We start from the raw sequence: 21,264 nt of genomic DNA, 5'->3' as shown, positions 1-21,264 counted from the left end.
ATGTCTTCTCTGGAGTAACCATGCAATTTGAAATCTTTACTGATGCGGTCACCGACCTTGAAACCGAATGTCTTATTCTGGCCATTGCCCCGGAGGGAAAACTCAGCCCGTCCGCGTTAGAGGTTGACGCCAAATCCGGCGGTTACCTGAGCGATATCGCTGCAGACCACAACGGTAAAGCCGGTGAAACCCTGCTGTTACACAAGGTTCCGGGCATCAAAGCCAAGCGTGTGGTACTGATGGGGGTTGGCAAACAGGAAGACCGTACCGACCGTACTCAGCGTAAAGTAATTGTTGCCGGCATGGGCCAGATCAAAGCTCTGAAACTGAGCAATGCCGTATTTGCACTGGACCACATGGAAAGCAATGACGAAGACCTGTACCGTCAGATCCGTCATAACACCGAATGGGCCAGCGCTGAGCTGTATCAGTACGACACCACCAAGAGCAAAAAAGCCGACGAACTGGCTCTGGAATCACTGGCATTCCGCGTGGACGAAGCGGACGCTGAACTGGCGGAATACTCCATCGCTGACGGCAGCGCAATTGCCAACGGTGTGACCACCGCCCGTGAACTGGGCAACCTGCCGGGTAACATCTGTACCCCTACTTACCTGTCTGAAATTGCCATCGCCCTGGATGCGGAATGCGACAAGCTGACCACCACCGTGCTGGAAGAAGACGAAATGGCCGAGCTGGGCATGTTCTCCCTGTTGTCTGTGGGTGAAGGTTCTATTCAGCCATCCAAGCTGATCGTCATGGAATACAAAGGCGGTGAAGAAGGCGACAAGCCACACGTACTGGTCGGTAAAGGTATCACCTTCGATACCGGCGGTATCAGCCTGAAGCCGGGCGCGAAAATGGACGAAATGAAGTTCGACATGTGCGGTGCCGCCAGCGTCATCGGTGCAATGGAATCCCTGACTGAAATGGCCCTGCCAATCAACGTGGTTGCCATTGTTGCCAGCGCTGAGAACATGCCTTCAAGCAAGGCAACCAAGCCGGGTGACATTGTTACAACCATGTCCGGCCAGACCGTTGAAATCCTCAACACCGATGCCGAAGGCCGTCTGGTACTGTGCGATGCGCTGACCTATGCCGAGCGTTTTGAACCAGCCACTGTGGTTGACGTTGCCACCCTGACCGGCGCCTGCATCGTGGCACTGGGCCACCACACTGCCGGCCTGCTGAGTAACAACGACGAACTGGCTGACAGCCTGCTGGCCGCCGGTGACTTCGCCGCTGACCGCGCATGGCGCCTGCCAATCGGTGAAGAGTACCAGGAACAGCTGGACAGCAACTTTGCCGACATCGCCAACATTGGCGGCCCGGCAGCAGGTACTATTACTGCCGCTTGCTTCCTGGCACGTTTCACCGAGAAGTTTGCCTGGGCCCACCTGGACATCGCCGGTGTTGCCTGGAACAGCAACGGCAAGGCCAAAGGCTCTACAGGCCGCTGCGTACCGTTACTGTGCCAGCACCTGCTGAATCAGGTTGACGAAGGTGAAGAAGAACAGGAAGGCTGTGGCCACGACCACTAAGCCCTGAACTCTAAGCTCTGAACGCTAAGTTCTGAAGAATACAACGGCGGTTGAAATAACCGCCGTTTCTTCTTACATTAGCTGCACACTGAACCACAGCCCGATTCACTTTCCTGAGACAAACCATTGAGCCAGGCCGACTTTTACGTCCTTACCGATACCCACAACGACAGCCGCTACACCTTCCTCTGCCGGCTGGCAGACAAAGTGCTGGGCAAAGGCCGTCAGGTATTCATCTCAGTGGCCAGTGAACAGGAAGCCGAACGGCTTGATCAGCTCCTCTGGGACTACCGCCCGGAAGCCTTTATTCCCCATGGCATTATCAGCAATGCCAGTTCAGGGGCTGATACCCCTGCACCGGTGCAGATAGGCTGGGGCGATACCCTGCCGGAACACCGTGACGTTTTCATCAACCTGCATCTGGACACCGCCGGGGAAACACTAAAGTTCGAACGGATTCTGGAAATCGTCGTCCAGCAGGATGACATCCTGACCGCCACCCGTAAAAACTACGCCACCTACAAAGACGCCGGCATCGAAATCAAAATGCACGACATGCGGCCAAAATCCTGAGCGATCACACTCAGTAACCAGCTCCACCACTGCGCTTTACAACTCCCCTGACCGGGCATACCGCTAACTGAAGCGAATTCATCCTATATTTGTGCCCTGCTCTATGTTTTCTGGCCCCGTCTGCCGGTATAATCGACACCAATTTTTTGCCAATTTATCACCCTCGCTGCTTTTAGCTGCAAGCCCGCCTCCGGGCTGTAACCGGCAAGTGTGAACATCTGCGTTTTGGACGAGCATAATGGATAAGACCTACCAGCCCCACGAGATCGAAAAATCCTGGTATAAAACCTGGGAAGACAACGGCTACTTCGCCCCATCCGGCGAAGGCGATTCATACTGCATCATGATTCCGCCACCGAACGTCACCGGCAGCCTGCACATGGGTCACGCTTTCCAGCACACCATCATGGACGCCCTGACCCGTTACCAGCGTATGCAGGGTAAAAACACCCTGTGGCAGGTAGGTACTGACCACGCCGGTATCGCAACCCAGATGGTTGTAGAACGTAAACTGGCCGCTGAAGAACAGAAAACCCGCCACGATCTGGGCCGTGAAAACTTCATCAACAAGATCTGGGAATGGAAAGAAGAATCCGGTGGCACCATTACCGGTCAGATGCGCCGTCTGGGTAACTCTGTCGACTGGCCAACTGAACGTTTCACCATGGACGACGGCTTCTACAATGCCGTACAGGAAGTTTTCATCCGCCTGTATGACGAAGGCCTGATCTACCGCGGTAAGCGCCTGGTAAACTGGGACCCGAAACTGCACACCGCTATCTCCGATCTGGAAGTGGAAAACCGCGACGTTAAAGGCAAGATGTGGTACCTGCGCTACCCGCTGGCCGACGGCGCTAAAACCGCTGACGGCGATGACTTCCTGGTAGTGGCGACTACCCGTCCGGAAACCATGCTGGGCGACACCGGTGTTGCGGTTAACCCGGAAGACGAGCGTTACAAAGCCCTGATCGGCAAAGAAATCATCCTGCCGCTGGTTGGCCGCCGTATCCCGATCGTTGCCGACGAACACGCCGACATGGAAAAAGGCACCGGCTGTGTGAAAATCACCCCGGCTCACGACTTCAACGATAACGAAGTCGGAAAGCGCTGTGGTCTGCCAATGGTCAACATCCTCACCCTGAACGCAGACATCCGTGAAGAAGCCGAATGCTTCAACACCGACGGCACACCAAACACCGAAATGGACACCTTCATTCCGGAAAAATACCGTGGTATGGAACGTTTCGCAGCCCGCCGTGAAGTGGTTGCAGACTTCGAAGCTGCCGGCCTGCTGGTGAAGATCGAAGAAAACGACATGACCATCCCTTACGGTGACCGTGGCGGTGTAGTTATCGAACCGATGCTGACTGACCAGTGGTTCGCCGATGCCAAGACCCTGGCCAAGCCAGCGGTTGAAGCGGTTGAAAACGGTGACATCCAGTTCGTGCCTAAGCAGTACGAAAACATGTACTACGCCTGGATGCGCGACATTCAGGACTGGTGTATCTCCCGTCAGCTGTGGTGGGGCCACCGTATTCCCGCCTTCTACGATGCTGAAGGCAATGTCTATGTAGCCAACAGTGCTGCAGCCGCCCGTGAAAAATACAGCCTGGACGACAGCGTAGAACTGACCCAGGACAACGACGTACTGGACACCTGGTTCAGTTCCGGCCTGTGGACCTTCGGTACTCTGGGCTGGCCTGAAAACACCCAGCGCCTGCAGACATTCCACCCGACCGACGTACTGGTTACCGGTTTCGACATCATCTTTTTCTGGGTTGCCCGGATGATCATGATGACCATGCACTTCATGAAAGACGAAGACGGCAAGCCGCAGGTACCGTTCAAAACCGTTTACGTGACCGGTCTGATCCGTGATGAAAACGGCGACAAGATGTCAAAATCCAAGGGTAACGTACTGGACCCGCTGGACATGATCGATGGCATCGCCCTGCCAGACCTGCTGGAAAAACGTACCGGCAACATGATGCAGCCGCAGCTGGCCGAAAAAATCGGCAAGCGTACTGAAAAACAGTTCCCGGAAGGCATCTCTGCACACGGTACCGACGCCCTGCGTTTCACCCTGGCAGCACTGGCCTCCACCGGCCGTGACATCAACTGGGACATGAAGCGTCTGGAAGGTTACCGTAACTTCTGTAACAAGATCTGGAACGCTGCCCGTTATGTTCAGATGAACACCGAAGGCGAAGATTGCGGCCAGAACGGAGCAGATGTTGAACTGTCACTGGCAGACCGCTGGATCATCAGCCAGCTGCAGCGCGTAGAAACCGAAGTACAGAAGCACATGGACGAATACCGTTTCGACATGGCTTCTCAGTCACTGTATGACTTCATCTGGAACGAATACTGCAGCTGGTATCTGGAACTGTCCAAGCCGGTACTGTGGGACGACAACGCCTCCGCTGAAGCCAAGCGTGGCACCCGTCAGACACTGGTACAGGTACTGGAACAGATCCTGCGTCTGGCGCACCCGATCATGCCGTACATCACCGAAGAGATCTGGCAGTCCATCAAGGCTGAAGCCGGCACCGAAGGTGACACCATCATGCTGCAACCTTTCCCGCAGGGCGACGACGCCAAGCTGGATGCAGAAGCAGAAGCCAACATTGAATGGCTGAAAGGTGTGATCACCGGTATCCGTAACATCCGTGGTGAGATGGGTATCTCTCCGGGTAAAGATCTGGATGTTCTGTTCAACAACGGCAGCGAAGCCGACAAGACCCGTCTGGAAGCAAACCAGACCTTCCTGTCCAAGCTGGCCGCCCTGAGCTCCATCACCTGGCTGAACCCGGGCGACGAAGCGCCGATGTCTGCGGTACAACTGGTTGGCGACATGCAGGTACTGGTACCGATGGCTGGCCTGATCGACAAAGATGCCGAGCTGGCTCGTTTGAAGAAAGAAATGGACAAACTGCAGAAGGAAGCCGGCCGTCTGGAAGGCAAGCTAAACAACGAGAAGTTCGTTGCCAATGCGCCTGAAGCGGTGGTTGCTAAAGAGCGTGAGAAGTTAGGGGAGTTTAAGGCTTCGCTGACGCAGCTGACTGAGCAATATGGGAAGATTGAGGCGCTGTAATCAGCCCTCCATTTTCTTTGTCTGATAAAAATCCCGGCCATTGAGCCGGGATTTTTTTTTGGTTGTTTTTTATTGCTTACGCAATATCAAAGCTAAGAGCAGATAGGCTGATGGTTTTTCTGCTTGTTCATTACTGTGCTAATTCATTGTTTGGGATGGTCTTTTTCGCTAACGCGAGTCAAGACCTTTAAACGGCTAAAGGTCTTAACAATCTAAAGGCCGCCCCACTGCTTGTCCGGCTTCGCCGGATACCCTGCGCGTTTCACTGCCAACAGGCCTTCGCAAAACTCAGTCGCTTCGCTCCTTCAAACAGTTTCTCAGGCTTATCTGTTGTCAGCTGCAACGCTCGGCTGCGCAGAAGGGGAAGCTTGGTGCCCAACTCAATTATTGTAGTTTGCTTTGAAACTCTTCAATCATGAGAGCAACTTCGTAATTTACAGCCTGACGTCTAAGGAATATCGCCATCACAAGAGATATACTAACTAATCCCCACTGCACAAATAGAGATACTTCAGTGGAATCAATAAAGATAATCGTCAGTAACTGAGCTATCGCTCCACACAGCAGAATCAGCGGATACCACTTATCAAACATATACCCCATACGTCTTGATCTATCTTTATTGGCCACTATCACTTTTTCTTCAAACTCTAAAAACCGACTCGCTCGGCGAAGCTGGTTAATTGTAAGATCGCCTTCACTTTTTTCTAAGAGTTCCCGGTATTTTTCACGCATATATTTATCACCAGCAATGCCCGTAGCTTGTAAAAAAAGCGACCTGTTAAAGTCCTCAACTAGAACAAACTTCACTTCTGGAGAAAGAGTTTCTACTTCTAATATGCTTTTTAAATGACTAATTCTTTGATCTTTAGCTCTCCAGACTAACTTAACAAAAGAGCTGGCAAACGTAAGAAAGCCTATTACACAAGCTAGCGCCAGCACCTGCCAGCTATCTGCACCAAAAAAATCTGTAAACGTCGTTAGCCAATTCATAGAGGTAATCTCGAATCAAAGCTGTTCATAAGCAGCTCTGATATGTTCGACAGTTAGTAATTATTCCTTAACGCAAACATACACCGAGTTCGTCGATTCGTTGCCGAGGAACGGGTTGTAGAAAGGTACGATGTGGGATTCGACACTGTCGAATACGGTTTTTAGCAGTTCGATAAAGCTTTCTTCTGGGAGGTTTTGGGACCACATGGCAAACACGCCTTTCGGCTTTAGCTGTTCAGCCATGAGTGACAGGTTTTCGGTGGTGTAGAAACTGGCGTTGGACGCGTTCAGATATTCTGTCGGGGAGTGGTCGATATCCAGCAGAATGGCATCGAACTTTCGGCCCGGGTTTTGTGGGTCGAAGCCGTTAGCAGGATCAGTGGCCAAATCAAAGAAGCTGCTGTGTACATAGCGATTGCGGGTATCAGCATTTAGAATCTTACCCAGCGGCACCAGCTCATCCTGATGCCAGCCGATCACCGTATCCAGTGCATCCACAACCAGCTGTTCTGATATACGTTCATCTTTTAGAGCAGCCACGGCGGTATAACCTAAGCCCAGACCACCGACGACTACAGAAAGGTCATCCCCCTGAACAGCGGCAAGGCCCAGATCAGACAGCGCTTCTTCAGCCTCAACAAACATGCTGGACATCAGAAACTCATCACCGAGCTTCACTTCATAAATGTCTCTGTCACTGAAAGCCGGTAAACGCCGCCGACGCAGGGAGATATTACCCAGTGGTGATGGCTGGCAATCGATTTCTTTGAAGAGTAGAGACATGAGCAGGGTTATCCTGAAGATCTTTAGGTTTCACGATCATACCTAATAGATTTTTGCCACTAAAGGGAAAACTGCTTTAGCGGCACGAATATACCAGTACAAAGTCTCTAAGCTATAAATTAGCTAATCAGGAGCAAACATAAACTCTTCCATAGCTAATAAATTAAGCCAGCCTAGCTACTCTTTTGAGCATCTTATACTGGCTTATTTACAAGGTTCCTGTTTAAGAAACCTTAAACGTCGCTACCACATTCTTTAACTGTTCCAGTTTAGCGGTCATGTCGTGGCCGGCTTCAACAGTGTCATTCGCATGGGTGGCGGTTTCCCGGGAGATGTCACTGATGGTTTGTATGTTCTGGCTGATATCCTCAGTCACACTGGCCTGTTCTTCCGATGCCACAGCAATCTGGCTGGCCATGTCCTGAATCTGTTTAACCGACTCAGAAATCTGCTGTAAGGATTCGCCGGAGACCCGGGCCTGTTCGCTGGTTTCAACCGCAATATTCTGGCTCAAGCCCATCACATCAACGGCTTTGTCAGCGCCCTGCTGCAACGAGTTAATGATGTCGTTGATACTGGTAATGGAGTCCTGAGTCTTGGAGGCCAGAGAGCGGACTTCATCGGCCACTACTGCGAAGCCACGGCCCTGCTCACCTGCCCGTGCAGCTTCAATCGCCGCGTTCAGTGCCAGCAGGTTTGTCTGGTCGGCAATGCCGCCAATGACTTCAGATATGGAGTTGATCGCCTGACTCTGTTCCTGCACCGCGGTGATCGATTCTGATGCCCGGGTAATTTCAGAACACAGCTTTTCAATCGTAACGATGGTTTGTTCCACATTCCGCTGACCTTTCTGCGTGATCACTTCAGCATCATCGGTTATCTGTGCACAGCCGGCAGCGTTCTGCGCCACTTCGCCCACAGTCAGTGTCATCTCTTCAACAGCGGTCGCCACCAGTTCGGTTTGCTGATACTGGGACTGAACATTGTCGTTAGTCTGCCCGGCAATGCTCGTCGTTGCCTGGCTGGACTGAGCAATCGCACCGGACAGGTCATGAATGTTGCCAACCAGATTCTTCAGATTGTCATTCATTTTGATCATTGAAAGATAAAGGCCTTCAGCTTTATGACCCGCTTCAAACTGAGTGGTTAAATCTCCGTTCGAGATCCGGTCAGCCAGTTCAGCCATGTCTTTCGGCTCACCGCCTAATGGCTTGGTTACGGCTCTGCTAATGATGAACGCAAGGCTGGCGCCTAACACGACGGTTAGCAGTAAACTGCCGATCAATACACTGTGTAAGAAGCTGACAGCATCCGCTAATACTGCCTGATCGGTCTCATAGAGTTTCTTCTGTGAGGCGCGCATATCCACCAGTATTTGCTGAATCTCTTTCGCTTTTGGCGCAGCCTTGGTGCCTAACCATGCATTGGCTTTATTCCAGTCAGGGTTACCGCGCGAAGCAAACATTTCCGTCACATAGGGGTAAAACTCATCACGCAGCGACTTATATTCTTTCCACAGAGACAGCTGTTTGTTGGTGAAAAAATCGGTACGTCCTTCCAGGGCTTTAACTTGCTGGCTGTTTTTATCCCACAGGGTCTCAAAGTTAGCTTTGAACTTTTCATCACCGGATAACAGGTAAGCACGGATATTCGCCAGGCTCAGGGCAAAAGAGGCCCGGCTGTCGGCAAAGCTCTTTAACAGGCGTTTACGTTCCAGGCCTGCAAAGGCGTCCATTTCATCTTCAATAAGTGCTGTCAGCACTTCAATGGTTTTAGCCGCGGTAGGCGCGGCCTGTGTCAGCAGGATGTCATAGGAAGGGATGTTCGCACCGGTATGGGCGATATCTTCAATTTCCTGCTGGGCAACCCGGAATTCGTCAACCAGCGCTTTCATCTGGTTAAGCTTTTCAATGTTGTCGGGCACGGTCCAGTTCTGAGAAAAAGCTTCAAGCTCCTGTAGTGAAGTATCCAGTACCTGCCAACCTGCAACCCGTTCATTTTTAAACAGCTCAGCTTTCGTTGGATCAGCCCCCAGAATCAGATAGCCCCGCAACCCGGATAAGGTCTGATTAATCGCACCGGAAAGCTTAATGCCAGACTCCACCGTAGGGGCCCGGACATTCAGTAATGACTCCTGCGCTTTAAGCGTGTTACCCAACTGTACATAGACAGAAACAGAACTGATGATCGCTATAACGATCAGAATTCCAAACCCCAGAAAAAGCGTCGATCTGACCTTTAACCCTGACAGCGAAACCATATGTAATCCTTGTTTATGATTATATTTTTGTTCGCTAATATAATGAGTCCAACTGATGACTGCCATCCCGATACAAACCATTTTGGGATACCATTGTGATACGTTTTATTCACACGCTGATTAAGCAGACTCTCCTCGCCTGATAACGTCGTTCTTCCCTATAGAATCCAACCCTCAGAACGGTGATTATACAAAGCAACTTCGTCACCCTGTTCACACACCGCATCACAATTGTACTTCCGAACAAAACTCATCAGTTCGGTTTAACTCAATCGGAGTACAAAGGCATATCTCCCGCAGGAATAACAAAGAAATCTGCAATCTTCCCCCCGATGGCACAGAGTCTGTTTTCAACTTATACTGATTAAAATGATCAATTTAATTACTCTGGAGTACGAATGGAAACGCTCAACGCCAGTGATGCCAAACGGGAATTCGGAGAACTGATTCTCAAAGCTCAGAGCGGCCCGGTTGGAATCAATAAAAACGGCAAGCCCGTCGCCGTTGTGTTATCCGCAAAAGAATATAAACGCCTTCATCAGCTACATATGGAAACGCTGCAGGCTGAACTTGAAGAAGGATTAGAGGATATAAAAGCCGGCCGCATCAGTGACGGCACAGAAGTCATCAACCGGCTCAGAAACCGCCTGGGGGATTAAACCATGCAGTACAGCTTTACGGATAAAGCTGAGAAAGATCTGGAAGGAATCATAGATTTTACAGTGTATCGCTGGGGAAGGATTCAGGCAGATGCTTATATTACCCGGCTACAGCAAACACTGACGCATGTTTCTGTCTTTCCGAAAACAGCTAAACATCGCCCGGAACTTGGAAACGGCATTTACAGTTTCCCGTTTCAGCGCCATCTTATTTATTTCGTCATCAGCGAAGATACCCTCACTATCTTAAGAGTTCTGCACCACTCGATGGACCCTCATCATCATATCGATACATAAAAAAGCACTAATCACCCGATAAGTATTTATCAGTCGAACAGTCACCGCCAAACCAGTAACCTTATTCCCCTTTTAACTGTTACGAGTGCACTGCCGTGTCTGCCGAAATCTCCCTGATTAACCAGCAAATCGAAAACTATTTTACTCACATTGAAACCCAAATTTTCAACGGCGATATGTTCGCTCAGTGGCAGGGATCTTTCGAGGTGAAGAAGGTCTGCGTCAAAAAAGACAATGCAGATATCAAATATGATCTGGATGTACGCCTGCAACACTGGCCGGAAGGGGTTGTTGTGAAAGTATACAAACACAAGGCACTGGCTGCCCTGCCAAGTGTGAATAACGCTGCCGTTGCCTGTGAGTACCTGAAAACAGAAGAAGCGGTTGCCGCTAAATTCTGGAAAGAAACTTTCTACTTCTCACACCGTACCGATCTGGATGATGCCCGTTACGTTCTGCGCGAAGGCAACGATATGGCGGAAGAAGATGCAGTTACATGTCTGAATATGCTGAAAGGTTTTATCGAAGAAATTGAAGGCATTCTTGCGGCAAAATAACCGTCAGTCATACAAGCAGACAGACTCCTGCAAGGCTGTCTGCCAGTAAGCTGAATTCTTATTTGATCAGGCGGATTGCAAACGGTACCCGGAACGGCTTGCCCTTAGAAGAAGCCACCGCCCCCATGATGCAAAAGATCAGGTGACACAGGCCGATCAGCGGAATAAGGATAACGCCGATGACAATAAAGCTGAGCAGGAAGGCGACAAAATAGGCAATCATCGCGGTAATCGACCAGTTCAGGGATTCTTTCGACTGATCCTGCACATAGGGGCTGTCAGTCTTAAGAAGATACAAAAGTAAACCGGGAATGAATCCCAGAAAAAAAGTGCCTATCCACGACAGTAATGCCATGTTTTTAGCATCCTGAGACACTTCGTTTACATCCTGAGCCGAACCATTATCCATTCTATTGCCTCACAAGCCGATAACTGAAAGAGAAGGTTATCAATCTATCCGGCACAGCTCAGTGACTCAAGTATCTGCAGCGTTTTTTACAAAGAAACAGGCGACCTCTGCCAGGCTGAAATGCCTGACACGAAGAACAAACGCCTCATTACAGTCAGCAATAAAGCCCCGGTTACCCCTGTTCGGCGATATACGCCAGCGTATCCGGATGGTCCTTAATCAAACGAATTAACGTCACAGCCTGATCATTCGGCTTCGCCAGATCATGTTCCCATGATTCCAGGGTAGTGACGGTCGTGTGTAATAAGGCGGCAAATTCTAACTGTGAAAGGTGTAATGCCTGCCGAAGCTGAAGAATATCTTCGGCAGTAATTTCAGGGACGTGCTGCCCGTCCGGCTCAGCGGACTCTAACACCTCTTTTCCCTGAATAAACTGACAAGCCTCGCTTAAGGCACTGCTTAATTCATCTAACAAACTCTGGCTACTCATGGAGTCCTTCCTGGATAACCTGCACCGGCACATTACCGGTGCCCCTACTCATAATGTAGACCAACAATATGAGTAGTCACGCACCGAACAGCCTTTGGTCACCAAAACTGCAACCTTCACTCAATATTTTGCCCAATTCGCCACAGCACCCCGCTTGGATCAGTCAGCACAAAATCAAGCATCTTCCACGGTTGCTCAGTCACATCCGACACCTTCACACCATACTTTTCCACAATACCGCTGCTGACAACATGGCTGTGCCAGGCGGCAGCATCACTCACCAATAAATGCATCATGAAGTTTTCACAATGTTTCGGCTCATAGAAATCCTGCAGCAAAAAACTGCTGTTGCCATAATAAAAATACGCGATACCGCCTCCGTCAGACGCTAGCGTAAAGCCAAGGTCAGTATAAAACTGCTTCGCAAGCGCAAAGTCTTTTGCCGGCACAAAGGCCTTAATTTCAGTTACCTGCAGTGCTTCAGGCGATAGAGTACCCATACAATTCTCCGTCAGGATATTTACCTCATCTTAAATAATAATAATTCCCAATTACATGAATTTATAGTAACTGGAAGGTACACCGCCTGCATCTCATATGCCCCTTTACGACAGGCTCTACGACAGCGAGCAAACTGGCCCTACACCAAAGCCCAATCCCTTAGGATCATGGCTGCATAGGGTACATGCACATATCAGGTTCAGAGCAATTAAGATCTGCTGACGAACCCATACCGCACACACTGATTTCACACTTACACCCGGAGATACATCCCATGACCAAACCTGTTGTTCTGGTTACTTCTGCTACCGGCCGTATCGGTAAAGAACTGGTTGCCCGCCTGTCCCAGGCTGGTGAATTTACTGTCCGTGCCTGCTATCACAGCGAATCCAAAGTTGCCGACCTGAAAGCCGTGGGTGCTGATGAAACCGTCTTCTTTGACCTGAATGATGCCGCTACCTGGGATGCTGCACTGGAAGGCGTCAGCGCGATTTACTCTGCGTCACTGGATCCAATGCTGGAAGGCCACCTGAACTTCTGTAAAGAACTGGGTAACCGTACCGACAGCATCAAACACGTTGTTCGTGTAAGCTGCATGGGCGCGGATACCAATACAGCGTCTTACGAAGCCGACCAGCACTCTTCCCGTGAAGGTGCGTCAATCCCGCTGATGCTGCAACACTACTGGTGGGGTGAGAAAGCCCTGATCGATGCCGGTCTGAACCTGACCGTGCTGCGTAACAACTTCTTCATGAACCACCTGCTGAAAACCGACTGCGACAACATTGCACAGGAAGGCTGGTTCACCAACCCGCTGGGCAATGCCCGTAACTCTTTCGTTGCGACCCGTGACATTGCAGAAGCAGCAGCGGTTGTACTGAGCGAAGGCCCTGAGCGCCACGGTAACAAGTTCTACGACATCACCGGCCCGCAGCCACAGACCATGGCTGAAATCGCCGCGGATCTGGGCCGTGCGATGGATAAAGAAATCGAGTATCGTCCGCAGTCAATGGAAAGCTTCGAAGCAGACTTCGGTGCGACCCGTGCGGAATTCTTCGAATACCTGGTAAATGGCTTCTACTGCCGTTGCAGCCCGGACTTCTACAACCTGACCGGCCACAAACCTACGTCTTACTACGACTACCTGACCACCAAAGGTGCGTCCGGCGAAACAGGTCTGGAAGAACTGTGGCAGGGTAACCTGTGGAAAAAAGGCGAAGACGCCATGAAAGAAGCAGCTGCGGTTAAGAGCTGATACACAGATCCCCGGCTGGCAATCAGCCGGGGATTTTTTCCAAAGGTCTGACCCCACATCGTTTCCCCCTGAATAATACTTCTCTTACCCATACTACCGCCTCCTGTTGGCAATAAGCCCGGCAGTCCACTTATCTAAAAACGTAATACCACGCTTACCCGGGTTAAGAATATCCGGACACTCATCAATACAGTTCACATAACAGCTGCGGCGACAAACTGCAGATATAAAAAAACCGCAGTCTCCCATCTGACTGAGAGCACCGCGGTTTTTAATCAGAAACATCGGTTTCTGAGCGGGATTTTTCCTTTAGTGCACGGATTCAATCTTCTCGAAATTAAGCTCACGCCCTTCCGGAGAACTCTGAATAGCCGCCACTTCTTTGCGTTTTTTCAGCAAAATGTAAGCGAAACAGCTGAAGTACAGACCGATTACCAGCGCACCTACCCACTGAATTTCCAGGAAATTCAGTTTGAACAGCATGGTCAGGGCACACAGCGCCACCAGGTTACCGATGATGTACTTGGAACGGCCCACCCGTGAGGTGGTCAGGTTCAGGTTATCGGTATACAGACGGATCAGGGAATCCAGTGAGTTGATTACAAATGTAATTCCCACAATTACCATCGAGATACCCACGAAGCCGGAACTGTCCAGACCGTTGTTATGGTAGAAGTACAGTACGCTGAACCAGATCGCCAGAGGAATAGACGGGAAGATCAGCAGCGCCGCCAGCACCTGCCAGGTACGCAGACCGCCCACAAAACGTGACGTGAACTGGCCAATCATGATGCTCCAGGCAAACCACCAGAACAGGTAGAAGGCATGGTAATCATTCAGCGGCAGCACGAACTTATGGATATTTACGAAGTAGTTGCCGATCAGATTTGCTGCATCCAGCATCTCGTTCGGGCCCATCGCTGCCAGAATCCACATCACTGCGATCAGCGCCAGGAACAGCCAGGTCGACGCCAGACTCAGAATACGCACGTATTTAATATCTGTGCTCGAAAAAACTGCCGCCATAATCACTGCAAATACAATCACATAGAAGGTGGCAACAATGCTGCCCTCTTCACTGAGCTGTGGCAGATACCAGGGCAGGTTCGTCAACAACAGATACGCGGTAAATGCGCAGGTACCGATAATGACCACGTTATTGATCCACTTCACCAGCGGGATTTCAAAGAAGCCCACCCGTGGTTCGATCACGCAGAAATAAAAGCTGGTCAGGAAATAGAAGCCCCAGATCAGGAATCCCCAGTAGGCAAACTCAATTGCCAGCGGGTTACTGAAGGCATATTCAGGGCTGGTTGCGGTGTCGGCATATCCTGCAAACTCGGTCAGCGGGAACATGATCAGCCCCACATCCAGACCGGATGTAAACAGAATGGCGATGAAGGTAAAGGTTTTTACCGGCGTCACCCCGACGCATTTCAGATTACCCCAGCGATAGAGACAAAACACGATTGCGAGCAGGGTAAAAATGATCCCTGCACTCAGTAAAGTGTTCATAAACACTCCTTGCGGTTGTTGTTATTGTTTGCAGAAACAGCCCCCGATTTGCACACTCACTGCGCAGACATAAAATCTGTTTTCTTCCATAAAACGGGATAAACAACTGAAATAACTGCAATTTTTATTTTAAATGACCATTTAATTAAATAGTCATTTAATAAAAATCTCATGCCCCTATAAGAAAGTCAACCGGCGCAGGCCAGACGGGCCTTTCAGGTCGTTTTCGGTCAGTTAACAAAAACAGAGAAGCGAGCAGATAAAGCGCCAACCAAAGGGCTAAAACTCATCTCAGGAAGAACAGGCAAAAGGCAGGTAAATGTGGCAGAATCCCGCTTCAGAAATATTTATCGCCCCGCCGTAAGGGGAACAGAGCACTGTAATCCCCCTGGAGTCGACATGTTTAAAATGAAAAAAACCACCAAGGTTAGCTGGGTTATTCTGATCGTCGGTCTGATTCCGCTGATCATCATGAATGAAATGCTGGTTTCCCGTGACGTCGACTCCACCCTGCGAATCGCATTTGCAGCCTTCTACTACATTTCCCTGAAAGGTATCTCGTTCATCATTATCCGCAGGATGGATATTAAAGAAGACGCTGCTGAGCAGCAGAAAGTAGAAGAGCAAACAGAAGAAACTGAACAGGCTACTGAGAAAAAAGATCAACCCTGAACAGGCTGACCTTCTTCCCCCCTCTTCAGCACATTGCTAACTGCGCTGTAAGGTTGCAGTAATCAGCCCGGCACTGACCAGCGCAGTGCCACCCACCCGGTTCAGCCGCTTGCGGGCCTGATAGCTCTGAATCCGCTGACGTACCGTACCGGCAAAGTACGTATACACACTGATATTTATCCCTACCAGACACAGCAGAGTGGCCATCAAAATCAGCCATTGCGGAAATACAGCGGTGTGCGGATCAATAAACTGCGGCAGGAATGCCACAAAGAAAATAATATCCTTAGGGTTCAGCGCGGTAACCAGAAATGCTGAACGGAACATACTCCGGCCCTGTTTCTTTCCAACGTCCTGCGCCCCTTCAAAATCCGCGTCGGCAAACTGTTGCGGTGTCTGCCGCCAGGTTTTTATCCCCAGATAAATCAGATACCCCACACCGAACCATTTCAGCACCAGAAACAGACTGGCAGACGCTGCCAGAATCGCTCCCAGGCCGATTACGGATAAGGTCATGGCAGTAAAATCACCGGCCAGTACGCCGGCAACCAAAGGCACAACAGACTTCTTCCCATGGGCAATTGCCTGCCCCACCACCAGAATCACCGTGGGGCCGGGAATTATACAGAACACCACTGTCGCCAGAACAAAGGCCAACCAAATTTCCAGACTCATACGCACTCCTGCATTGTTAACATCGCTGTCAGTTATGTCAGGCTGAGAATCCGGACGATCAGTTCAGGACAAGAATTCAGGCCGACACAAAACAATAGCAGTGATTTTGGATTACGCCAGTTTCAGTCTGAATTTATACCCAATGCTTACATCACCTTAGGCAGTTCACGGCGCAGGGTTTCAATAAACTCTGCCAGAAACGGTGAGCCATGCCCCATCTGATAAATACGGATATCCGCCTGCCCAAGCGCCGGCAAACGCCACTCTTCCGGTGCTTCCTTCAGAGAATCAGGAATGATCCCCTCAGCCATAACGGATAACCCCATCCCCGTACCCACAGCCGCCTGCACACTGATAGACCCCTGGGCAGAAAACATCACCCGGTGCGGACGGCCCAGAGCGTTCAGGGTTTTAAAAACATGTTCCCGGAAAATACACCCCTCAGGATGCAGCGCCAGCGGCAATGGCTGATCCGGCTGATACTCAAACCCCGGCGCACATACCCACTTCAGTTCACGGGACGCAATGGCCTCACCGCCCTGATAATCCGGCATGGCATTGATCAGGGCAATATCCAGCTCCCCTTCACACAGCATCTGCACCAGATCCCGACAGAGGTGCATGCTCAGCTCGATCTTATCCACATATTCATCGTGATTAGCGAGAAAGTTATGGAAAAAACCCGCGGTCATATCCTCCGGAATGCCCAGCCGGATGGTGTCACTGCTGCCATTATTCTGCGCCACCTGAATCATCGCATCATGACCGGCCAGCACCTTAACCGCTTCCGGCAGCAACATTGCGCCGTCAGCAGTCAGCTTCAGCGTATGGTAATTACGGTGAAACAGTTCACAGCCTAACTGCTCTTCCAGTTTCTTGATGCGCAGTGACAACGCCGACTGCGAGCAGTGCAGACCAACCGCTGCCGCTGAAAACGATCCGAGATTCTCTGCCAGAACAAAGCTGCGCAACGCAGCGATGTCCATATTGATTACACTGGCCACCAGAAATCCTCATAGCAACTATAGAAATTACTCAATTTACGGGTAGGTGGCCGCTCTGTAAAGTTTTCTGCATCACAGCTTAGCTGTCCAACTAACGTGAAACCTGTCCATGAAACTGCCCACGCCGGGGCCTCTCCGGCCAGCCATCATGTCAGAGTCTCAGCATAAAAATACCGGAGCCAGCCCTTATGTCTGTTGCAGAAAAACCCCGTCGCCGTCGCGGCAGCGCCCGCACCTCATTGCGTGAATTACGTTCCAGAACCCCTGATACCATGCTGCCGGGTCTGAGCCGTGGCCTGCCACTGACCGAACCTCTGGACGATGATCAGATCAGACGCATTGACCATGAATCCATGCGGATTCTGGAAGAAGTCGGTGTGATGTTCCGCGACCCGATTGCCCTGCAACAGTGGAAAGATGCCGGTGCCCACGTTGAAGGTGAACTGGTTAAGTTTGACCGGGGTATGATCCGCGAGCTGATCTCCTCCATCCCGTCAGAAATCACCTACCACGCCCGTAACCCGGAGAAGAATGTCGATCTGGGCGGCAACAACTCGATCTTTGTTCCCATGACCGGTGCACCTTTCCTGCGGGATCTGGAAGACAAACGCCGCTGGCCAACCCTGAACGACCTGGGGGATTTCCACAAGCTGGCCCATATGCTGCCAGCGCTGCACTCCACCGCACACCACATCGTCGAGCCGATGGACCACCCGGTTTCCCACCGGCACCTGCGCATCACTTACTCATCCATGAAGCACTCCGATAAAACCTTCATGGGCATGACTACCTCCGGTAAGAATGCTGAAGATGTAATGAAGATGTGTGCCATCCTCTTCGGCGAAGAATTCATGCAAACCCACCCGGTGACCACCGGTAACATCAACGGTAACTCACCGCTGGTATGGGATGAAACCATGCTGGGTGCCATGCGGGCCTTCGCCAAATATAACCAGCCGGTCCTCTGTTCACCGTTCGTACTGGGCGGTGCAAACACCCCGGCATCCACTGTACCAACGGTGGTCCAGCTGAATGCTGAAGCCCTTTCCGCACTGGCCTATACCCAGTTGGTCCGTAAGGGCACGCCGGCAATCTACGGACATTACCTGTCCACCGTATCCATGGCATCCGGTGCACCAATGGCCGGCACCCCGGAAATCAGCCTGATGAACTTCATGATCGGCCAGATGGCACGCTTCTACGATGTCCCGTGGCGGACCTCCAACACCCTGGGCGGTGCAAAAACCTTTGATGCCCAGTCAGGCTACGAAAGCGCCATGACTATGAATGCAGTACTGATGTCCGGTGCTAACTACATCTGGCACTCCGCCGGCTGGAACGAAGCAGGTATGCACTGCTCCATGGCCAAGTTTGTAGTTGATGCCGATGTCTGTGGCATGGGTTACCGCATGGCCGAAGGCCTGCGCTGGGATGACTTCGACGAAGCGCTGGCGGCTGTCCGTGATGTAGGCCCAGCTGGCCACTACCTGGGCCACTCCCACACCATGGAAAATTTCGAACGGGCCTTCTACATGCCGAAACTGTTCGACAACAACTCCTATGAACAATGGGAAGCAGAAGGCGCCAAGGAAATCACCGAGCGTGCACTGAACTACGCGAAGAAACTGCTCAGCGAATATCAGGAACCGAAACTGGATGACGCCAAGAATGACGAACTACAGGACTTCATTGCCCGCCGTGAATCAGAAATCCCAGCTGCTGACGCCCTGAACGAAACCCACTAAAGCAGCTATCTCCCCTCCTGCTAAAAGCCCGGCAAATACGCCGGGCTAAACAGGCCCTCACCTCTATTAGTTCCCCGCTGGTTATAGCAAGTAGAAAAGACAAAAGTTGACAATAAGTCAACCAGAGTTCACAGTTGACATATAGTCAACAAGGAACGACTCATGAATGTTATCTCCAAAAAGCCTTTCAATGATGCTGCAAAGAAATACCCAAATGACCGGGCAGCATTACTGGAAATGTTCAGAGTGCTGCATAAAACGGATTTCCACAGCCCTGAAGAACTGAAAGCTGTTTTCCCGTCATTAGACAACTTTAAATATAAAGATAAATGGTGGGTATTAGATGTGGGAGGCAACAACCTGCGGGTAGTTGCATTTATCCAGTTTGTGAATAAACGCATGTATATCAAACATATCGTGAATCATGCGGACTATGACAAGCTAACCCGGAAATACATGAAAGAAAAAGATTAAAGGCAATGTTATGGCACAGTTAGCAATTGTAGATGCATACCAGCAATTTATGGCTACAGCCCATCCTTTCATTAACATTGATTCAGACGAACAGTACGAAGCAGCACTGGAAACTCTGGAACAAATAATGGAGACCGCTGCTGATACCCCGGACGATTCTATGAATCCCCTGATCGATATGATCAGCCACGCTATTGAGCAATACGAAGCAAAGGATGATGAACTCACCGCTTTTATTGAAGAAGCTGAAGCGATACCCGCAGATATTGCCCTGCTCCGTACTTTAATGAGTCAGTACAACCTGACAGGCAGCGACCTGCCGGAAATCGGCGATAAGACAATGGTTTCCAAAGTATTGAATGGTAAGCGGGTGCTCAGCCGTCAGGCTATCGAGAAGCTATCTGCACGGTTTGGACTCCGGCCAGCAATGTTCTTCGAACGCTGATAAAACCTGCACCTGTGCTTATCTGAGAGACAAGGTGCACTCCTGAAGCGCTCTGTGAAAACAGGGACTACTTTGCATATCGTCATATCAAAAAATCCCGGCCGGTAAGCTCGCTTTTAAGTACCCGTCTTAACATCCCCCTGATAAAATGCTGCCGGGCTCAGTTTCTTAGCAGATTTTTTTATTATGTCGGTCATCCAGCAATACATCCGTAATATCTCCCAGCAGCAACACCTGACGGCAATTATTTTGCCGCAAGCTGATACAGCACCTCACAGCACTGAACTGCTGCTTGCAAGCAGCGCCTATACAGATTTTCTGGCGTCGCTGCTACGCTGCCTGAGCCAAAACGGCTTCAGCTTCTGCATAGACTCCCGTACCACCGGCAAGGTAACCATCCGTTGCAGACCTGCTGAAGGGCCAGAAGAAACCCTGAATATCCATACGGAAATCCCTCTGTCTGACGGCCAGATAGCCATCATTGATCTGGCGTTGCTGGACCAGAAAAACCTTCCTCTAATAGCCGCGCTGATTCAGCAGGGCTCACTCGAAACAGCGCCTGACAGGGAAACAGAAAACCTGTTCAGCCAGTTGCCCGGGGTTGAGCTGCATGCTGCAGATAACAGTGAACAGCTCTCGGCAATCAGTGCAGACATCATCCCGGTGATAGGCCCGGACGGCGTCGGCAAAACCACCCTGATCACTGCCGTACAAAAAAAGATTGCCGGTAACAGCCACTATTACCGGTTTAAAAAACTGTTCCGGGGAAGCCTGGGCTATCAGCTGAACCACTTTCTGACGCAGCTGCGCGAAGGGAAAGGCTATGATAAAAACCAGCATAATGATCAGCACGGGCTGAAAATGATGGCGATCGCCCGACGGCGTTATCCGGGCTTACTGAAACAGGCCCGCAAAGCCGGCAGCTACTATTTCAGTGACCGCTTCTTCCATGATTACATCATTGAAAACTTACGCTTTGAAGATAAGCCCGCCGCGCTGCGCAGTCACTGGCAAAAACTGCTGAACGTTTCGCCTAACACACACTGGTTTATTCAGCTAGATGCTCCTGCCGATGTAATTCTGAGCCGTAAAAACGAACTCAGTGCAGAGGATATCGATACCTATCGGGAAGCCTGTCTGACCATGTACGTTCACCGCCCATCACCGATATTCAGCTTTATTAACACCAGCCACACCCTGGAAAAATGCGTCGGCCATTTACTGGAAGATGCGGAACGGGCAGGTCTGAGAATACAGTAAGCCGAACAATGCACAGCCCGTGTGGATGAAACCGGCAAGCGGTGAAAGGGTAAGAAAGCCAT

At 50.7% G+C, this 21,264-nt stretch carries 21 protein-coding genes; 12 read left to right on the top strand and 9 right to left on the bottom strand.

What is annotated here, in order from left to right; all coding sequences use genetic code 11:
- The first annotated feature begins 20 nt into the window (after positions 1-20).
- From JYB63_RS17330 to JYB63_RS17320, 3 genes are all read left to right on the top strand, one after another.
- Positions 21-1,541: a leucyl aminopeptidase gene (locus tag JYB63_RS17330; protein ID WP_205659166.1), complete on the top strand. Its 1,521-nt coding sequence runs from the start codon at positions 21-23 to the stop codon at positions 1,539-1,541.
- A 126-nt stretch (positions 1,542-1,667) separates the two neighbouring features.
- Positions 1,668-2,114, top strand: coding sequence for a DNA polymerase III subunit chi (locus JYB63_RS17325; protein ID WP_205659165.1), 447 nt, complete (start codon positions 1,668-1,670; stop codon positions 2,112-2,114).
- 238 nt (positions 2,115-2,352) lie between these two features.
- A complete protein-coding gene (locus JYB63_RS17320) occupies positions 2,353-5,208 on the top strand; it encodes a valine--tRNA ligase (RefSeq protein WP_205659164.1) in 2,856 nt (951 codons plus the stop codon).
- Positions 5,209-5,592: 384 nt separating this feature from the next.
- On the opposite strand, the gene JYB63_RS17315 is transcribed toward JYB63_RS17320, so the two are convergent.
- The 3 genes from JYB63_RS17315 to JYB63_RS17305 all read right to left on the bottom strand — a co-directional run bounded on the left by JYB63_RS17315 (position 5,593) and on the right by JYB63_RS17305 (position 9,244).
- The gene (locus JYB63_RS17315) at positions 5,593-6,201 is read right to left on the bottom strand and encodes a hypothetical protein (RefSeq protein ID WP_205659163.1); all 609 of its coding nucleotides are present in this window, start codon (positions 6,199-6,201) and stop codon (positions 5,593-5,595) included.
- A gap of 60 nt (positions 6,202-6,261) precedes the next feature.
- Positions 6,262-6,984 carry a polyamine aminopropyltransferase gene (locus JYB63_RS17310; RefSeq protein ID WP_205659162.1) on the bottom strand — a complete coding sequence of 241 codons (723 nt, stop codon included), beginning with the start codon at positions 6,982-6,984 and terminating at the stop codon, positions 6,262-6,264.
- A gap of 223 nt (positions 6,985-7,207) precedes the next feature.
- Positions 7,208-9,244: a HAMP domain-containing methyl-accepting chemotaxis protein gene (locus JYB63_RS17305; protein WP_205659161.1), complete on the bottom strand. Its 2,037-nt coding sequence runs from the start codon at positions 9,242-9,244 to the stop codon at positions 7,208-7,210.
- Between the two features lie 398 nt (positions 9,245-9,642).
- Between JYB63_RS17305 and JYB63_RS17300 the strand changes: the two genes are divergently transcribed.
- The 3 genes from JYB63_RS17300 (at position 9,643) to JYB63_RS17290 (ending at position 10,757) form a co-directional block, all read left to right on the top strand.
- Positions 9,643-9,903 carry a type II toxin-antitoxin system Phd/YefM family antitoxin gene (locus JYB63_RS17300; protein WP_205659160.1) on the top strand — a complete coding sequence of 87 codons (261 nt, stop codon included), beginning with the start codon at positions 9,643-9,645 and terminating at the stop codon, positions 9,901-9,903.
- Between the two features lie 3 nt (positions 9,904-9,906).
- Positions 9,907-10,200 carry a type II toxin-antitoxin system RelE/ParE family toxin gene (locus tag JYB63_RS17295; RefSeq protein ID WP_205659159.1) on the top strand — a complete coding sequence of 98 codons (294 nt, stop codon included), beginning with the start codon at positions 9,907-9,909 and terminating at the stop codon, positions 10,198-10,200.
- Between the two features lie 95 nt (positions 10,201-10,295).
- The gene (locus JYB63_RS17290; RefSeq protein WP_205659158.1) at positions 10,296-10,757 is read left to right on the top strand and encodes a hypothetical protein; all 462 of its coding nucleotides are present in this window, start codon (positions 10,296-10,298) and stop codon (positions 10,755-10,757) included.
- 58 nt (positions 10,758-10,815) lie between these two features.
- Here JYB63_RS17290 and JYB63_RS17285 read toward each other — a convergent pair whose 3' ends face one another.
- The 3 genes from JYB63_RS17285 to JYB63_RS17275 all read right to left on the bottom strand — a co-directional run bounded on the left by JYB63_RS17285 (position 10,816) and on the right by JYB63_RS17275 (position 12,156).
- Complete coding sequence (locus JYB63_RS17285; RefSeq protein ID WP_205659157.1) at positions 10,816-11,166, bottom strand: DUF4870 domain-containing protein; 351 nt, start codon at positions 11,164-11,166, stop codon at positions 10,816-10,818.
- Between the two features lie 172 nt (positions 11,167-11,338).
- On the bottom strand, positions 11,339-11,656 hold the full coding sequence (locus JYB63_RS17280; RefSeq protein WP_205659156.1) for a helix-turn-helix domain-containing protein: 318 nt from the start codon (positions 11,654-11,656) through the stop codon (positions 11,339-11,341).
- A 116-nt stretch (positions 11,657-11,772) separates the two neighbouring features.
- A complete protein-coding gene (locus JYB63_RS17275) occupies positions 11,773-12,156 on the bottom strand; it encodes a VOC family protein (protein ID WP_205659155.1) in 384 nt (127 codons plus the stop codon).
- 275 nt (positions 12,157-12,431) lie between these two features.
- Between JYB63_RS17275 and JYB63_RS17270 the strand changes: the two genes are divergently transcribed.
- Complete coding sequence (locus JYB63_RS17270; RefSeq protein WP_205659154.1) at positions 12,432-13,412, top strand: NAD(P)H-binding protein; 981 nt, start codon at positions 12,432-12,434, stop codon at positions 13,410-13,412.
- Between the two features lie 309 nt (positions 13,413-13,721).
- Here the strand turns inward: JYB63_RS17270 and JYB63_RS17265 are convergent, their stop codons facing one another.
- A complete protein-coding gene (locus JYB63_RS17265) occupies positions 13,722-14,927 on the bottom strand; it encodes a BCCT family transporter (RefSeq protein ID WP_205659153.1) in 1,206 nt (401 codons plus the stop codon).
- 399 nt (positions 14,928-15,326) lie between these two features.
- On the opposite strand from JYB63_RS17265, the gene JYB63_RS17260 reads away from it, so the two are divergent.
- Positions 15,327-15,599, top strand: a complete 273-nt coding sequence (locus tag JYB63_RS17260; protein WP_205659152.1) for a hypothetical protein — start codon at positions 15,327-15,329, stop codon at positions 15,597-15,599.
- Positions 15,600-15,635: 36 nt separating this feature from the next.
- Here JYB63_RS17260 and JYB63_RS17255 read toward each other — a convergent pair whose 3' ends face one another.
- Together JYB63_RS17255 and JYB63_RS17250 are read right to left on the bottom strand one after the other, a co-directional pair.
- Entirely contained in the window at positions 15,636-16,274 is a 639-nt protein-coding gene (locus JYB63_RS17255; protein WP_205659151.1) for a LysE family translocator, read from the bottom strand.
- Between the two features lie 146 nt (positions 16,275-16,420).
- The gene (locus tag JYB63_RS17250) at positions 16,421-17,278 is read right to left on the bottom strand and encodes a LysR family transcriptional regulator (RefSeq protein ID WP_205659150.1); all 858 of its coding nucleotides are present in this window, start codon (positions 17,276-17,278) and stop codon (positions 16,421-16,423) included.
- A gap of 188 nt (positions 17,279-17,466) precedes the next feature.
- Here JYB63_RS17250 and JYB63_RS17245 point away from each other — a divergent pair, with 188 nt between their 5' ends.
- From JYB63_RS17245 to JYB63_RS17230, 4 genes are all read left to right on the top strand, one after another.
- Positions 17,467-19,023, top strand: coding sequence for a trimethylamine methyltransferase family protein (locus JYB63_RS17245; RefSeq protein WP_205659149.1), 1,557 nt, complete (start codon positions 17,467-17,469; stop codon positions 19,021-19,023).
- A gap of 162 nt (positions 19,024-19,185) precedes the next feature.
- Positions 19,186-19,497, top strand: coding sequence for a type II toxin-antitoxin system HigB family toxin (locus tag JYB63_RS17240; protein ID WP_205659148.1), 312 nt, complete (start codon positions 19,186-19,188; stop codon positions 19,495-19,497).
- A 10-nt stretch (positions 19,498-19,507) separates the two neighbouring features.
- Positions 19,508-19,942 carry a helix-turn-helix domain-containing protein gene (locus JYB63_RS17235; protein ID WP_205659147.1) on the top strand — a complete coding sequence of 145 codons (435 nt, stop codon included), beginning with the start codon at positions 19,508-19,510 and terminating at the stop codon, positions 19,940-19,942.
- 186 nt (positions 19,943-20,128) lie between these two features.
- Positions 20,129-21,202: a hypothetical protein gene (locus JYB63_RS17230; RefSeq protein WP_205659146.1), complete on the top strand. Its 1,074-nt coding sequence runs from the start codon at positions 20,129-20,131 to the stop codon at positions 21,200-21,202.
- The last annotated feature ends 62 nt before the right edge of the window (positions 21,203-21,264 follow it).

Origin of the sequence: Aliamphritea spongicola, assembly GCF_017051665.1 — a bacterium.
GTDB classification, from domain to species: domain Bacteria; phylum Pseudomonadota; class Gammaproteobacteria; order Pseudomonadales; family Balneatricaceae; genus Amphritea; species Amphritea spongicola.
This window is presented reverse-complemented; position numbering and strand designations above follow the sequence as displayed.

What these genes read in the sequence shown, in the direction of transcription:
- JYB63_RS17330 (WP_205659166.1), top strand. Translation starts at nt 21, where the DNA reads ATGCAATTTGAAATCTTTACTGATGCGGTCACCGACCTTGAAACCGAA.
- JYB63_RS17320 (WP_205659164.1), top strand. Translation starts at nt 2,353, where the DNA reads ATGGATAAGACCTACCAGCCCCACGAGATCGAAAAATCCTGGTATAAA.
- JYB63_RS17315 (WP_205659163.1), bottom strand. Translation starts at nt 6,201, where the DNA reads ATGAATTGGCTAACGACGTTTACAGATTTTTTTGGTGCAGATAGCTGG.
- JYB63_RS17310 (WP_205659162.1), bottom strand. Translation starts at nt 6,984, where the DNA reads ATGTCTCTACTCTTCAAAGAAATCGATTGCCAGCCATCACCACTGGGT.
- JYB63_RS17305 (WP_205659161.1), bottom strand. Translation starts at nt 9,244, where the DNA reads ATGGTTTCGCTGTCAGGGTTAAAGGTCAGATCGACGCTTTTTCTGGGG.
- JYB63_RS17300 (WP_205659160.1), top strand. Translation starts at nt 9,643, where the DNA reads ATGGAAACGCTCAACGCCAGTGATGCCAAACGGGAATTCGGAGAACTG.
- JYB63_RS17295 (WP_205659159.1), top strand. Translation starts at nt 9,907, where the DNA reads ATGCAGTACAGCTTTACGGATAAAGCTGAGAAAGATCTGGAAGGAATC.
- JYB63_RS17285 (WP_205659157.1), bottom strand. Translation starts at nt 11,166, where the DNA reads ATGGATAATGGTTCGGCTCAGGATGTAAACGAAGTGTCTCAGGATGCT.
- JYB63_RS17280 (WP_205659156.1), bottom strand. Translation starts at nt 11,656, where the DNA reads ATGAGTAGCCAGAGTTTGTTAGATGAATTAAGCAGTGCCTTAAGCGAG.
- JYB63_RS17275 (WP_205659155.1), bottom strand. Translation starts at nt 12,156, where the DNA reads ATGGGTACTCTATCGCCTGAAGCACTGCAGGTAACTGAAATTAAGGCC.
- JYB63_RS17270 (WP_205659154.1), top strand. Translation starts at nt 12,432, where the DNA reads ATGACCAAACCTGTTGTTCTGGTTACTTCTGCTACCGGCCGTATCGGT.
- JYB63_RS17265 (WP_205659153.1), bottom strand. Translation starts at nt 14,927, where the DNA reads ATGAACACTTTACTGAGTGCAGGGATCATTTTTACCCTGCTCGCAATC.
- JYB63_RS17260 (WP_205659152.1), top strand. Translation starts at nt 15,327, where the DNA reads ATGTTTAAAATGAAAAAAACCACCAAGGTTAGCTGGGTTATTCTGATC.
- JYB63_RS17255 (WP_205659151.1), bottom strand. Translation starts at nt 16,274, where the DNA reads ATGAGTCTGGAAATTTGGTTGGCCTTTGTTCTGGCGACAGTGGTGTTC.
- JYB63_RS17245 (WP_205659149.1), top strand. Translation starts at nt 17,467, where the DNA reads ATGTCTGTTGCAGAAAAACCCCGTCGCCGTCGCGGCAGCGCCCGCACC.
- JYB63_RS17240 (WP_205659148.1), top strand. Translation starts at nt 19,186, where the DNA reads ATGAATGTTATCTCCAAAAAGCCTTTCAATGATGCTGCAAAGAAATAC.
- JYB63_RS17235 (WP_205659147.1), top strand. Translation starts at nt 19,508, where the DNA reads ATGGCACAGTTAGCAATTGTAGATGCATACCAGCAATTTATGGCTACA.
- JYB63_RS17230 (WP_205659146.1), top strand. Translation starts at nt 20,129, where the DNA reads ATGTCGGTCATCCAGCAATACATCCGTAATATCTCCCAGCAGCAACAC.